The organism is Pseudomonas sp. (genome assembly GCF_051660785.1).
Taxonomy (GTDB): Bacteria; Pseudomonadota; Gammaproteobacteria; order Pseudomonadales; family Pseudomonadaceae; genus Aquipseudomonas.
The window spans coordinates 88016-103406 of the sequence record NZ_JBOFQE010000039.1; the positions used below are offsets into that span (position 1 = coordinate 88016).

At 62.3% G+C, this 15391-nt stretch carries 8 protein-coding genes; 6 read left to right on the forward strand and 2 right to left on the reverse strand.

Annotated elements, in window-relative coordinates:
* Positions 1-329: 329 nt before the first annotated feature.
* From ACRC4F_RS09585 to ACRC4F_RS09605, 5 genes are all read left to right on the forward strand, one after another.
* Positions 330-3227: an AAA family ATPase gene (locus ACRC4F_RS09585; RefSeq protein ID WP_438659083.1), complete on the forward strand. Its 2898-nt coding sequence runs from the start codon at positions 330-332 to the stop codon at positions 3225-3227.
* Positions 3228-3441: 214 nt separating this feature from the next.
* On the forward strand, positions 3442-3657 hold the full coding sequence (locus ACRC4F_RS09590; RefSeq protein WP_438659097.1) for a hypothetical protein: 216 nt from the start codon (positions 3442-3444) through the stop codon (positions 3655-3657).
* A gap of 118 nt (positions 3658-3775) precedes the next feature.
* Positions 3776-5290 carry a TolC family protein gene (locus ACRC4F_RS09595; RefSeq protein ID WP_438659084.1) on the forward strand — a complete coding sequence of 505 codons (1515 nt, stop codon included), beginning with the start codon at positions 3776-3778 and terminating at the stop codon, positions 5288-5290.
* Positions 5291-5320: 30 nt separating this feature from the next.
* The gene (locus ACRC4F_RS09600) at positions 5321-6433 is read left to right on the forward strand and encodes an efflux RND transporter periplasmic adaptor subunit (RefSeq protein ID WP_438659085.1); all 1113 of its coding nucleotides are present in this window, start codon (positions 5321-5323) and stop codon (positions 6431-6433) included.
* Positions 6430-9525 (forward strand): efflux RND transporter permease subunit, encoded by a 3096-nt coding sequence (locus tag ACRC4F_RS09605; RefSeq protein WP_438659086.1) that lies wholly within the window; start codon positions 6430-6432, stop codon positions 9523-9525. Before ACRC4F_RS09600 ends, ACRC4F_RS09605 begins: the two co-directional genes overlap by 4 nt.
* A 141-nt stretch (positions 9526-9666) precedes the next feature.
* Here the strand turns inward: ACRC4F_RS09605 and ydiJ are convergent, their stop codons facing one another.
* Positions 9667-12690, reverse strand: a complete 3024-nt coding sequence (gene ydiJ, locus ACRC4F_RS09610; RefSeq protein ID WP_438659087.1) for a D-2-hydroxyglutarate dehydrogenase YdiJ — start codon at positions 12688-12690, stop codon at positions 9667-9669.
* 159 nt (positions 12691-12849) lie between these two features.
* On the opposite strand from ydiJ, the gene ACRC4F_RS09615 reads away from it, so the two are divergent.
* A complete protein-coding gene (locus ACRC4F_RS09615; protein WP_438659088.1) occupies positions 12850-13734 on the forward strand; it encodes a LysR substrate-binding domain-containing protein in 885 nt (294 codons plus the stop codon).
* Between the two features lie 4 nt (positions 13735-13738).
* Here ACRC4F_RS09615 and ACRC4F_RS09620 read toward each other — a convergent pair whose 3' ends face one another.
* Positions 13739-15283: an amidase family protein gene (locus ACRC4F_RS09620; protein ID WP_438659089.1), complete on the reverse strand. Its 1545-nt coding sequence runs from the start codon at positions 15281-15283 to the stop codon at positions 13739-13741.
* Positions 15284-15391 lie beyond the last annotated feature (108 nt).

The window sequence follows — 15391 nt, forward strand, 5'->3', positions numbered from 1 at the left end:
GGTGAAGGTATTCAATATTGAGAGATATTTCAATATTGATGTTTTTGTCATTAATCTTTGAGATCATGCTCAAGCCGCGATGAGGCCAAGGGGCGAGCCGAATTGCGCGGCCTGAACCGAGTGTGCGCGTGTGCCAGTTTCCGACCGGCGACGCTTGGCTTCAGAGCCGATCAGCGTTGTCATTGCACCAATGGCTCAAGACTGCAGAGACTGGAGCGCCGTTGATTCAAATGGCTGGTCAACAGGGAAGTCGGGCACATCGGTTTTCAACATCGTCCCCTGTGCAGCTTCGCGGCGCACAACCCTGTTTCAGTCTTTAGGAATCAACCGTGGCACGTCTGCAGCCCCATCCAGATCCAGTCCTGCTCTGCTTCTTCGAATTCGAGCTCGACGAGTCCAACGCCTGCCTGTTGCGTCATGGAGAAACCGTTGCAGTGGCACCAACGCCTTTCACGTTGCTATGCGCGCTTGCACGCCAGCCAGGATCGCTGGTGACCAAGGACGCCTTGCTTGATGCGGTGTGGGGACATCGGTTCGTCAGCGATTCGGTCCTGAAAACGGCCATCAGCGATCTGCGCAAAGTTCTGGGCGACGACCCCAGGCAGCCTCGGTTCATCGAGACGGTGTCGCGGCGCGGCTATCGCTTCATCGCCCCACCCTCCTCCGCACTTTCGCTGCCGCCTGCGTTCACCCTGGTTTCAACTGCCGGTACACCTTCGTCACCGTCATTCATCGGTCGCGCTGACGAGGTCGAGAGGCTACGAAGCGCCTGGGAGCGGGCGAATGGCGGCCAGCGTTCAGTGGTCTGGCTCGCCGGCGAGCCGGGGATTGGCAAGACCACGCTGATCGAGCATTTCCTCGAAAACCTTGGCGATGTCGCCTGCGCACGCGGCCATTGCGTGGAGCACTATGGCGCCGGCGAACCGTATCTGCCGGTACTGGAAGCGTTAGCCGATCTGTGCCGCAGCGACCCCACTCTGCCACCGCTGATGCGCGCCGTGGCACCGACCTGGCTGCTGCAACTCCCGTGGTTGAGTACCGCGCAGGAGAAAGAAGCGTTGCGGCGCGAGCTTGCCGGCGTCGGCCCGGATCGCATGCTGAGGGAAATGGGTGAATTACTGGACCGCTACACAGAGCAGCGCCCGCTGATGCTGGTGACCGAAGACCTGCATTGGAGCGATCGGGCTACGGTTCAGCTTATCGACTATGTGGCGCGGCGACGTGGCCGCGCGCGGCTTATGTGGTTGTCGAGCTTCCGCCTTGCCGAGGTTGTAGCACTAGAACATCCGCTCAACTCGTTGCGCCATGAATTGCGTCTGCAGCGTTTGTGCGAGGAAGTGGTGCTCGACCCGTTCTCGGAAACCGAGGTCGCTGATTATGTTGCGCTGCGCTCGACCTCGCTGGCACGCGATGAAGCCTTTGTGCGCGCCCTGCACGAGCGGACCGATGGTGTGCCCTTGTTCGTTTCGTCCATCACCCGTGAAGTGATGGACCCGAAGGACGACAAAGCCACCATCGAGTCTCGGCTTGCGGATCTGGCGGTCCCCGAAAACCTCGCCGCCATTATTGATCACTACATCGCCAGGCTGAATCCGGAGCAACGTGCCCTCCTCTCGACCGCCGCGGTGTGCGGGGTCGAATTCCGGGTTGAGACGGTTTCGCTGGCCCTTGAGCGCGATTTCTCTTCGGTCGCCAGCGCGTGTGAGGAGCTGATGCACGAGCAGGTCTGGCTCACGCAGTCCCGGACTACCAAAGTTGACGAGACGCTAGATCAACCCTATTCGTTCCGGCATGCCCTCTTTCGCCAGGTGCTGTATGAACGCACGCCACGATCATTGCGCACTCAACTTCATCGCCAGGCCGGCGCTGCCCTCGAACGCGAGCGCACGACCGGCGTGCCGGTTGCTGCCTCGGAACTGGCGATGCACTTCGACCGCGCCCGCCTGCCGATGATTGCGCTGCGTTACTACGCCGAGGCCGCAGAAGCCGCGCTACTGCACTTCAGCCCGGGCTTGTGCATTGGCCTCACCGAACGCGCCTTGGTCTTGCTCATGCAGGCACCCGAAGGAACGGAGCGCAGCGCCCGCGAAATCACCCTGGCTACGCTGCAGGCGGTCTCGGCATTCCACCTGTTCGGTGTCGGCAGCGAAGCCAGGAACGCTTTCGAACGCGCCTACACGCTGTTGGCAGATGTACCTGAACATCCCATGCGTGGTCGCCTGCTGCACGGATTCGGCTATCTGCTGGGTCTGCGCGGCGACTATGCGCTGGCGCTTGAGGTGGCGAAGCGTGCTGAAGCCCTATCCTCGGATGCAAATGATCAAGAGCTCATGCTGGCGGCGTGCATCGTCCAGGGCGAGGTGCATCATATGCAGGGAGACACGCAAACGACCCGCCATTGGTTAGAGCGCGCCCTTGCGATCGCCGAGCCGCTGGACATCGGGGCGAACGAGGTCTTTGCGACTGATCCTCAGGTCATGTTGCACGGCATGCTGGCCATAGAACTGGTGCGTTCTGGCCTGATTGAGCAAGCCCGGGTCCACCTGCAGCAGGCACGAGAACGTGCGCAGACGTTGCGCCAGCCCATGACATGGCTGGTCGCCGCCTGGCAGGAGGTGTTGATCGAAGTCAGATTAGGAAACCACGTGCGCGTGGCTGCGTTGGCCGACGACATGCAGGCGCTGGTCGATGAATATTCACTCGCACTCGGGCGTACGGCTTGCCGCTGGTGGCACGGCTGGGCCGACGCGCGTAACGGTACGCCGCGCGATGGCTACCGTCGCATCCGTGAAGCCTATGAAGAACACACCGGGCTTGGAATGCGCTCCGGTGCCAGCGAGGTACTCGGGTACGCCACCGAGGCGTTGCTGCTCGCAGGTGATTGCAACGCAGCGCAAGTCGAGCTGCAGGAAGCATTTCGGATGGGCGAGGAATTGGGCGAGCGCGTCTACCTGCCGCAGCTATTGCTGCTGGAGGCAGCGATCTCGCGAGCGCAGGGTCGGCCCGATGCCGGTATCGCTGCGGTGCGGCGCGCGATTGAGGAGGCTCGTGCCCAGGAAGCACCGTGGCTGGAACTGCAAGCGCTGGTCGAATTGTGCGAGCACCATGATGCTGCGGCCGAGGACCTACAGGCATTGGCCACACTGGTTGACCAGTCGCCCGAAATTGACGGAACCGATCTGGCGCAACGTGCGCGCTCGCTGATTCAGGCTGCACAGTCGACTTGAAGCGTTAAGGGCAAAAACTTGTGGTAGCGAGCCTGCTCGCGATAGCGGTGGGTCAGCCAATATTGATGCTGGATGTACTGCCGTCATCGCGAGCAGGGGGCTGCGGTGTTCAAGGCCTTAACCTGTCCCGACCAAAGCCTGACCTTTCGCTTACGACTCGACCCAGGGGGGCGGCTTACGCTGTCGTCGAACTTTCTTGCCCCCCTGGTCTGCGATGATCCTGAACCCTGAATCCAGATACCCGAGCCGCCGCTCGTACGTAGTGAAGCTGCGCAGCGACGCCGCGCCGGGGGCCTTCGTGGGCCGTCTCGAAAACCTGGTCACCGGACGACAGCGCGAGTTTTCGTCCGCCGAAGAGCTGTTGGAGTCGATTGCCTCGGACCTCGCGTCGGCAACCGGCGAGCACACGGCCGATACCGGCGGCGAATGACGCCTCCACCCCCAATCAACGCTCGATATGGTGACCGAACGGCGACCCTTCGCTGACGACTTCGCGCACACCGGGCCCTACGCTGATGCCACCTCGAATCTTCACGAGCCCCAATCCGATGCCACGACTTCCAGCTTTCCAACTGTTGACCCGCAACGGGCAGACACCCCTGCAAAATGCCGAGCGCGTGGTCAGCATCGTCATGGGGGCAGCGCTCGCCGCGACTGTTGCCCTGGTCTTGACCGGTTGCTCCACGGAGGTGCTCACGCCGTCGATAGACCTGCCGAGCAACTTCGCCGCGAGCACGGCCTCCGAGATGGAACCCGAGGCGGCATGGTGGGAGGTTTACCACGATCCGCTGCTGACGGATCTGGTGCGCCGGGCAGCGCGTGAGAACCGCGACGTCAAGATCGCCGCCGAACGCCTGCACGCCGCACGAGCCGGCGAAACGGTCAGCCAGTCCTGGCTGTTCCCGAGCGTTGGAGCATCCGTCTCCGGCAGTGACCGCAGCAGCGGCTACAGCTCGGCCACGAAACAGGGTTATCCGGATACCAAAACCACCAGTGCAGGTCTGGACGTCTCGTGGGAGCTAGACCTGAGCGGCCGTCTGCGAGCCGGCGCAGCGGCGGCTGACGCCGATGCGCTGGCCGCGGAACACAGCATGCGCGGCGTGCGCCTGCTGGTGATGAGCGACGTGGTCAGCAACTACTTCACTCTGGTCGGTGCGCAACGCCAGGTCGCGACACTGCGCGCTATTTCAGCGATGCAGGAAGAGACGCTACGTCTGGTTGCCGCTCGCCAGCAGGCGGGGCTGGCATCCGCTTTCGACGTCGAACGCGCGCAGACCGACGCCTTGTCGGCGCGGGCGCAGATTCCGCCTCTAGAAACGCAGGTGGCTGTGTCGCGCCATCGTATCGCGGTGCTGATTGCCGACCAGTCCTTCAATACCGCGAACATCCAGACTTCGATTAGCGATGTGACAGTGGTGCCCGAGGCCAAGCCGGGCCAGCCCGCCGAGCTGCTGCAACGCCGACCTGACGTGCTGGCGCTGATGGCGCAACTCGATGCAGCCAATGCGCGCCGCAAGCAGGCCGCGGCCGAGTGGTTCCCGCGGCTGTTCCTCGATGCCTCCTTCGGCCGCCAGGGCTTGAGCCTGAACGGCGCCGATCTCGGCGTCGCACGCTTCACCAACGTGGCGGGCCTGCTGGCGATGCCGCTCTTTAACGCCGGGCGCACGCAAGCCATCAACGAGGCTGCCGAAAGTGCTCAAAAAGAGGCGCTGCTGCGCGCCGAAGACGGCATCGTACGGGCGCTCGAGGATGTGGAGAACGCCCTCGTCACCCTGGCGCAGGAGCGGCGCCGCGCCGGCTCGCTGCATTTGGCCGCCGCGTCCGCCGAGGCTGCACAGAACCGCGCCCAGTCGCTCTATAACCGCGGGCAGATCGACCTGTTGCCGCTGCTGGATTCGCAGCGGGCGCGTCTGGCGGCACGTCTGAACTCCAATGAAAGCAACACCCGCCTGCTGATCAACAGCGTGCAGCTCTATAAGGCTCTGGGCGGGGGCTGGCAGGTGTTCGAACAACCCTCTAATCCAACCGCATCCGCCAAAGCCGACCGGCCACCACTTTCCTAAGAATCTGTCGTTTTCCAAAGAGGAACCGTCTTGAAGAATTCGCTTACTGCGGCCGGCGCTTTGGCCGTAGCCGTCATGCTGTCCGCGTGCAGCCCCGACCAGCCCGCCGTGCAGGCACCACGCCCCGTGCACACCGTTGAAATCAGCTACGACAATGCCCGCGACATCAGTCGCTACGTGGGCACCGTACAATCTAGGCATGAAGTCGACCAGTCCTTCCGAGTTGGCGGCAAGGTTGCCCAGCGCAAGGTCGAGGTGGGCCAGCTCGTGCGCGAAGGCGACATCCTGGCTGTGCTGGACGACAGCGATTACCGCCTCGCTGAGGAAGCGTCGCGACAACAGTGGACGGTTGCAGTTGAGCAGACGCGTCAGGCCGACTCGGACCGCCAGCGCCTGACCGCGCTGAAGGCTGACGGCTCGGTCAGTGCGGCCGACGCCGAGCGCTCGCAGACCAATGCCCAGACCGCGCATGCGACTGCCGAGGCCGAGGCACGCAAGCTCGACCTGGCGCGCAACCGGCTCAAATACACTGTGTTGCGCGCCTCTCGTAGCGGCGTCGTCACGGCTGTGCGCTTTGAGGCCGGGCAGGTCGTGCCGGAGGGTCAACCGGTTGTCTCGATCGCGAATCCAGATGAATCCGAAATCGTCATTGACGTACCCGAGGATCAGTTGGCCGTCTTCAACGACGTGCGTTTCAAGGCGTCGCTGGCCAGTGCGCCAAGCGAAGTCTTCGATGTCACGCTGCGCGAGCTATCGCCGCAGGCTGCAGCGCAGACGCGCACCTATCGCGCACGGCTCAAGCCGGTGCAGGCGCTACCGCTGGGCGCCACCGCCACAGTGATGGCCGAGCGTGTCATGACCAACGTTTCCGTGGCGACGGTGCCAGCCTCGGCACTGACGCAAAACGGCGGTCAGCCGGCACTGTGGGTGGTCACGCCCACGGGCAAGGATCCGGTAGGTACCGTCGAACTGGAGCGTGTGGCCGTTTGGGGCTACCGCAACGACGACGTGCTCGTCTCCGGGCCGCAGGCTGGCGTATTGGTCGTCACCGCCGGGGTCCAGAAGATGACGTCCGGACTGAAAGTCGCGCTCCCCGGTGCGGCAATCGTTGACGCCAATACCACGCAGCAGGCCGCCCGATGAACAATTTCAACCTCACCGACTGGGCGTTGCGCCATCGCGCCTTCGTCCTGTTCATGCTCCTCATTGTCGCGGTGGCCGGTGCCTTCAGCTTCACCCGGCTCGGTCAACTCGAGGATCCGAACTTTTCCGTGCCTTCCATGACCGCCATGGTCATCTGGCCGGGTGCCACTGCCCAGCAGTTGCAGGACCAGGTCCTCAACCGCATGGAGAAGAAATTCGAGCAGATCGACAACTTCGAGAAGGTGGTCACCTACGCGCGACAAGGCTACGCCGGCATGACGCTCACCGTACGCGGCGGCGTCTCCAAGGCTGACCAGCGCGAGGCCTGGTACCAGGCGCGCAAGAAGCTCAACGACCTGAGCCTCGAGATGCCTGACGGCGTGATCGGCCCGATCCTGAACGACGAGTACGGCGACGTGTATGGCCTGATGTACGCCATCAAGGGCGACGGCGTCGGTCACGCCGACCTGACGGACGCGGCCGAAAACATCAAGCGCCAGATGCTGCAGGTGCCGATGGTCAAGAAGATCGATCTGATCGGCAAACAGGCCAAGCGTATCTACGTCGAGTTCTCGCACGAACGCCTGGCAGCGCTGGGCATTACTCCGCTGGCCATCGCCGACAGCCTCAAAAGCCAGAACGCCATGTTGCCCGCCGGCCAGATCGACACCCAGGGCGACCGCGTCATGGTGCGCGTGAGCGGCCAATTTGCCAGCGAAGAGGCTATCCGCAACGTGCCCATCGCGGCAGGCGGCCGGCTGATCAAGCTCGGCGACATTGCGACCGTCACTCGTGGTTTCGAGGATCCGCCCACCTACACGGTCCGCCACAACGGCCAGCCGGTGCTGATGCTCGGCATCACGATGACCGGCGATGGCAACATCGTGGACCTTGGCAAAGCGATGGACACGGCCGTCGCAAAGATCCAGTCGGAGCTCCCGCATGGCGTGGAGCTGGAACTTGTGGCCGACCAGCCCACCACGGTGAAGGATGCCATCCTGGACTTCGGGCGCGCGCTGGCCGAGGCGCTGATCATCGTGATCGCGGTGAGCCTCGCCAGCCTGGGCTGGCGCGCCGGCCTCGTGGTCGCGGCCACGGTGCCGCTGGTGCTGGGCGGCGTGGCGCTGGTGATGCTGGCGATGGGCTGGAACCTCGAGCGCATCTCGCTCGGCTCACTGATTATCGCGTTGGGACTGCTGGTGGATGACGCGATTATCGCCATCGAGATGATGGTGGCGAAGATGGAAACCGGCATGGACCGCGTGAAGGCGGCCGCCTTCTCCTATCAGTCCACCGCCATGCCGCGCCTGACCGGCGCACTCATCACCGTCGTGGGCTTCCTGCCGATCGGCCTCTCGAAGTCCACCACCGGCGAGTACGCGGGTGGCATTTTCTGGATCGTAGGCGCCGCGGTGCTGTTCTCGTGGGTCTGTTCCGGCATCTTCACGCCGTACCTGGCGGTGAAGATGCTGCCCAACGACCTGGGCAAGCACCAGCACGCTGATCCGCACGACACCAAGTTTTACCGCAGCCTGCGCCGCCTGATCGACGCCGCCATCGAGCGTCGCTGGGTGGTCATCGGTGCGACGGTTGGCGCTCTGGTGCTTGCTCTGGCCTGCATCAAGCTGGTGCCGCAGCAATTCTTCCCCAACAGTTCGCGCCCTGAACTGGTCATAGACCTGCGCGTCAAGGAAGGCTCCTCGTTCGCCGCGACAACCGAGCAGGTCAAGCACATGGAGGAGATCCTGGCAAAAGACGAGGACGTGCGTTTCTATACCGCCTACACCGGCGCTGGCGCACCGCGCTTCTATCTCTCGCTCAACCCCGAGCTGCCCAATCCGGGTTTTGCCCAGTTCGTTGTAATGACCAAAGATCTGGAGGCACGCGAGCGAGTGCGTGCGCGGCTGGTGGCCTCGGCCGACCAACAATTCCCGCAGGCGTGGGTGCGCGTGACCCGGCTCGAGTTGGGGCCACCTGTCGGCTACCCGGTGCAGTTCCGCGTCGTAGGGCCTGACACCCAGAAGGTGCGCCAGATCGCTCGCGAGGTGGAACACGTGGTTGCGTCCAACCCGAAGGTCCGCGACCTCCAGCTCGACTGGAACGACCCGGTGCGCACGCTGAAGGTGGAACTGGATCAGAACAAGGCGAGCGCGCTCGGCCTGACGCCGTCTGATGTGTCGCTGGCGACCCAGACCGTGATGAACGGCGCAACCCTGTCGCAGCTGCGTGAGCGCGAGGACCTGATCGACATCGTCGCCCGCGCCGTACCCGAGGAACGCTTGAACTTCGACACGCTGAAAGATATCAATCTCTACACGCGCCAGGGCACGGTTGTGCCCCTGTCGCAAGTCGCCCAGGTGCGTTCCGGGCTGGAGGAGCCAGTGCTCTGGCGCCGCAACCGCGACATGGCAATCACGGTGCGTGCCGATGTGATAGATGGCGAGCAAGGTGTATCGGTGACGCAGGAGATCGAGCCGTTGCTTAAAGGCATCGAAGCGAAACTGCCGTCGGGCTATCGCATCGACACGGGCGGCGCCGTTGAGGAAAGTGACAAGGCCAACAAGGCGCTGCTCGCGGTGGCCCCGCTGATGCTGATCACCATCCTGCTGTTGCTCATGCTGCAACTGCAGAACTTCTCCCGCATGTGGATGGTAGTGCTGACCGCACCGCTGGGCCTGATCGGTGTGGTGCCGGCGCTGCTGGTGTTCCAGTCACCGCTGGGCTTCGTTGCGATTCTGGGCATCATTGCACTGGGCGGCATGATCATGCGCAACGCCGTGATCCTGATCGATCAAGTGCAGATCGAGATCGCCGAAGGGCGCGACCCGTGGAACGCAGTGCTGGATGCTGCCATTCACCGGGCCCGTCCGGTGATGCTGACGGCGCTGGCCACCGTGCTTGCAATGATCCCGCTGACGCGCAGTGTGTTTTGGGGGCCGATGGCCATTGCGATCATGGGCGGCCTTACCGTGGCGACGCTACTGACGATCTTCTTCGTCCCGGCGTTGTATGCGGCATGGTTCAAAGTGGATCGGCAGACGGCCGCCGATACCCAACAGGAACAAGGGGCTGCCGCACTCGCTTCTGAATGATGAGAGCCGGGGCACTGTGTCCCCGACCTCACCACTTCTGAAACCGCTTGCCCAGCGCCGTTTCTGAAAACAACCGAGGTCAGCCGCGAGGTCTTTTCACCCTCGCGGCTTATTGGCTGATAGCCGCAGGATCAAACTCCCCTACTCTGCTCGCACTTGTTCCAACACAATCTCCAGCGGATGGCGAAGTTGCCTGTCGGCCTGGCGTTTTACCTGACTGCGACACGAGTACCCCGTCGCCAGCGCCTCCCCCGCCTTGTCCAGTTTGCCCGCCCATGACTGCTCGAAAATGGTCCGCGAAGTGTCCTGGTTTCGTGCTTCATGACCGTACGTTCCGGACATGCCGCAGCAGCCCGTCGCCTCAGTCACCAGCTTGAGCCCAAGCCGGGCAAACACGGTTTCCCATTGCGCTGTACTGGCCGGGACGTTGGTTTTCTCGGTGCAGTGCGCCAACAAACGGAATGTCTGCGTCACTGGCTGCGGGTTTTCAGGCAGCACATCAATGAGCCATTCCTGGGGCAGCAAGACCTTTGGGCAATCATTAAGCCCCGGCACTTTCTGATATTCCTGGCGATAGACCAGCGTCATCGCCGGGTCCAGCCCAACCAACGGAACGCCGCAGTCGGCGAGCGCCTTGAGCTGAGTGGCGTTGCGGATTGCTGCCTTGGCAAATGCGCCGAGGAAGCCCTGGACATGCAAAGGCTTGCCGTTAGCGCTGTAGGGCGCCAGAAACACGCGATAGCCCAACTGATGCGCCAACTCGATTAAGCGCGCCAGTAACGGCGTTTCGAAATACCGGGTGAAAGCATCCTGCACCAGCACCACGCTTCGCTCACGTTGCGCACCAGTGAGCTCGCGCAAGGCTGGCACGCTGGCAACGGCGACGCTGCAGCGGGTCAGCGTGGCCTGCAAGTCGTAGCGGTTGATCAGCGGACTGTCGAGCATGCCGACCTGTCGCTCTAGCAAGCGGCTCATCCATTTAGAGCCCATCACCGCGTTGTACAAACCAGGCGCACAGGCCATGTAAGGAAGGGTGAACTCCAGCGAACCGATCAGGTAGTCACGAAGCGGACGTTGATAGCGGCCGTGATACAGCTCCAGAAACCGCGAACGGAATTCCGGCACGTTGACTTTGACCGGGCATTGTCCCGCACAGGATTTACAGGCGAGACACCCCGCCATCGCATCGTAGACTTCATGGGAGAAATCCGCCTCACCCCGCGAGCGCGCCAGGTTATTGCGCAACCGCGTCGGCAACCCGTTCAGCCACGACAACTTGCCCCGGGCCGCTTGCAACACGTCGATATTGGCCGCGCCTTGCAGACGCAACCACTCGCGAATCAATGACGCCCTGCCCTTCGGCGAATGCTGGCGTTCACGGGTGGCTTTCCACGAAGGGCACATCGCATCGTCGGGGTCGTAGTTGTAGCAAGCGCCGTTGCCATTGCAGTGCACAGCGGTGCCGAAACTTTGCCAGACGCGCTCGTCGATTTGCCGATCCAGATCACCGCGCAGCGTGACTTCGTTGACCTTGAGCAAGCCTTGGGCGGCATCTGGCGGCGTGCAGATCTTGCCGGGGTTGAGTTGATTGTGCGGGTCAAATGCGCCCTTGAGCGATTGCAGCGCCGGGTACAGCTCGCCAAAAAAACCGGGGACGTATTCCGAACGCAAACCCTTGCCGTGCTCGCCCCACAGCAAGCCGCCGTAACGCTGTGTCAGCTCGGCCACGGCATCGGAAATCGGCTTGACCAGCGCGGCCTGCGCCGGGTCTTTCATGTCCAGTGCCGGGCGCACGTGCAGCACGCCGGCATCGACGTGACCGAACATGCCGTAGGCCAGGCCATGACTGTCGAGCAATGCGCGAAACTCAGCGATGTAGTCGGCCAGTTTCTCCGGCGGCACGGCGGTGTCCTCAACGAAAGGCTGCGGACGGATCTCGCCTTCGACATTGCCCAGAAGCCCGACGGAGCGTTTACGCATGGCGTAGACGCGGGTCACCGCTTCGGCACCTTCGGCCAGCGTGTGGCCCAGTCGCTCGATGGTCGTGTCGGCCTGCAGATGCGCCACGAACGATGCCACCCGTGCATTCACATCCGCCAGGTCTTCACCGCTGAATTCCACCAGATTGATGCCCAGCGTCGGGCGCTCGGCGTCCGTCGGAAAATATTCGGCGACGCTGTGCCAGACGATGTCTTTCATCGCCAGCATCAACACTTTGGAATCCACGGTTTCGATGGACAACGGATTGTGCGCCAATAACGCATTGGCGTCGCGCAGCGCGTCCATGAAGCTGCCGTAGCGAACATTCACTAACACCGAATACTTGGGAATCGGCAGCACGTTGAGTTTGGCTTCGACGATGTAGCCCAACGAACCTTCCGCACCGCACAGCACGCTGTTGAGGTTGAAACGCCCGAGCTCGTCGCGCAGGTGCGCCAGGTCGTAACCGGTCAGGCAGCGGTTGAGTTTGGGGAACACTGACTCGATCAGGTCGGCCTGGGTTTCCTGAATGTGCCGCGCTGTCCGATACACCTCGCCGATGCGGCCGGGCTGCACACACGCCGCTTCCAGTTCTGCATAAGACAAAGGCTGGCTGTGCAGGCGTAAACCACCGAGCAGTACGCTGTGCAGTTCAAGCACATGATCGCGGGTCTTGCCGTAGGTGCAACTGCCCTGGCCGCTGGCGTCGGTGTTGATCATGCCGCCCACGGTGGCGCGATTGGACGTTGACAGCTCCGGGGCAAAGAACAGCCCGTGGGGCTTGAGCGCGGCATTCAGCTGGTCCTTGACCACGCCCGCCTGCACCCGCACCCAGCGCTCGGCGACGTTGATTTCGAGAATGCTGTTCATATGCCGCGACAAGTCGACCACGATGCCATCGGTCAACGACTGGCCGTTGGTGCCGGTGCCACCGCCGCGCGGGGTCAGTTTGATCTGGCGAAAGCGTGGTTCGGCCATCAAGGTCGCGATGCGGGCTATGTCGTCCGCGTCCATGGGGAACACCGCCGCTTGCGGCAAGCGCTGGTAAATCGAGTTGTCGGTCGCCAGCACGGTGCGCGTGGCGTAGTCGGCGCTGAGCTGACCGCGGAAGCCGCTGACGCGCAGGGCTTGAAGAAATTCCGGGTACTGTGCCGCGAGTGCAACGGTGGGCAACTGGGCGATCATCGCAGGCGGTTCTCTTGTCGGTCTAATCACGGGAAAATTCAAAACACTTGTCGCCTGAGCATTAATGAGTCAGCCTCAGGTCGTCGGCTATGCCAATGATCCTGCAGGCTCTGGCGCCGGACAAACGGATAATCCTGCCGCTATCGATGACTTTTACGAATGAATTACCGTCACCTCACTCCTTCGATGTCGTTGCTGCTGGCCTTTGAAGCCGCCGCCCGCCATGAAAGCTACACCCGCGCCGCGATGGAACTGTCACTGACCCAAAGCGCCGTGAGCCGGCAAGTCCAGGCGCTGGAACAGCAACTGGGCCTGACCCTGTTTCGCCGTGAAGGCCGGCAAGTGCAATTGACCGATGTCGGTCGTCTTTATCAGCGGGAAATGAGCGAAGCGCTCGGACGCATCCGCAGCGCCACGTTGCAGGCCATGGCGTATCAATCCGGCAGCGGCACCCTGCGCCTGGCCACACTGCCAACGTTCGGCTCGAAGTGGTTACTGCCGCGCCTTCATGACTTTTACAAAACCCATCCGGGCATGCTGGTGCATATCAATTCCCGGATCGACGCCATCGACTTCGAAACCAGCGGTATCGATGCCGCGATCGTCGTCGGCAATGCCGATCTGCCGGGCTTGATCAGCCATCGCCTGCACACGGAAGAATTGATGGTGATCATGTCTCCACAAGCGGCCGAGGCCCATGACATCTGGACGCCGGAGCGCATTGGCGGGCAGACGCTGCTCAACGTCGCAAGCAATGCCAACGTCTGGGGCGAGTGGTTCAGCCATCACGGCCTGCCCCATCGAATGATGCGGCTGGGGCCGAGTTTCGAACTCACCTCACACTTGATCCAGGCTGTCAGGGCCGGCATCGGCATCGGTCTGGTGCCGCGTATTCTGGTGGCCGACGAGCTGGCGAACGCAGAGCTGATCAGCCTCGACCAGCCCTTTGCCAGCCAGCGCAGTTACTACCTGACTTACCCGCCGCGCAACGAAATGCTGCCCTCCCTTGTCGCGTTCCGGACCTGGTTGCTGGAACAGATCTGAACGATCAGCGCCCGAGAAACGCGTAACCAAAGCCGACGATCTTGGCGTCTTCGCCGTAGCCGCCCAGGAACGAAACGCCGACCGGCAGATTGCCCTTGATGGTGCCTGCCGGCACCGTGATTTCGGGAAATCCTGTGGCGGAGGCAATGTACGACGAGGCGTAGGTATCACCGGATTTGCACACATAACTGTCATCGGTCACGCCGTGAACCACCGACGCCGGGCAATTGATGGTCGCGAAGAACAGGCTATCCACCTTGTTCTTCCTCATGATGCCCAACAGCTCCGTACGCAATTGCGGGATCTTCCTTGAGAGAATCGAGATGTATTGCGGTGAGTCGGTGCTTTCGGTTTTCGATACTGCTTCCAGCCCGGCCAGGCGCGCCGGGTTCATCCCATGCGGACCGTTTTCAGCCTGATTTTTTTTCGCCAGGTCGAGAAACTGCGCAAGCGTTCGCGGCTGACTCGGGTTGAGGGTGGCCAGGTAGCGTTCGAATTGCGGTTTGAATTCGCTCTCTCCCACTGGGCCGAGTACATCGCTCCACAAGGTTTCAAATGCCTTCGGCAGCTCGATGGAAACCACATGCGCCCCACGCTTGCCGAGGGTTTCCTGCGCTGACTTGAACACCGCATCCACCTCCGGGTTGGCACCGTTGAAATTGGTGATCACCCCGATGGTCTTGCCTTGCAGCGAGGAACGGTTCAGCGCTGGCTCGAACTGTATTTTGTCGGCCACAAGGTCGAGCGTCGCCGGATCGCTTTTGTCCTGGCCCTTGATCGCATCCAGCACGATGGCCTGATCCAGCACGCTGTTGGTGATGACGCCACCGGTATCGAACGCGAGCGAGAGCGGAATGATGCCGCTGCGGCTGATCAGTCCCAGCGAAGGTCGAAAACCCACCGTGCCGGTCACGCTGGCCGGCGCGCGGATCGAGCCGCTGGTATCGGACCCAAGTGCGAACGGTGCAAACGCGGCTGCCACCGAGGCAGCAGAGCCGCTGCTGGAGCCAGACGCATCGCGCTTGGTGTTTCTCGGATTCAGCGTCTGCCCGCCAAACGAGCTGTAGCCAAACCAGCCAAAGGACGCGGCCAATTCCGACAGGTTGGCTTTGCCGAGCAGAATCGCTTGCCCGTCGATCAGCTTCTTGACGGTGAAGGCATCCTGGCTCGGCACAGACGAACGCAGGACGTAGGAGCCACCGGAGGTGACCATACCGGCGGTGTCGAAGTTGTCTTTCACCACGAACGGAATACCGGCCAGCGCAGGGTATTTGGCATCGGGATTTTTCGCCCGCTCAGCATCCCACTTCCGCGCCTGTTCGATCGCCTGCTCATTGAGCGTCACCAGCGCATTGATGTGTTGGCCCTGATGATTGTTCGCCCGGATGTTATCCAGATAGTGCTGGACCAGTTGCTCAGAACTGATTGTCCCGTTATTCAACGCATGACGCATATCGGCGAGGGTCATGCGGTCAATACCGTCATCCGCCTGAGCACTTGCCGCAAACACCAAGAATGCCCCTGCCACGAACTTTTTAATTGAGTGCACTGTTTACTCTCCAGATGTACGCGCGCCCTGTAGGAGCCGGCTTGCTGGCGATAGCGTCCGTCAGGCGATTAACTTGTCGCCTGCCCCACCGCTATCGCCAGCAAGCCG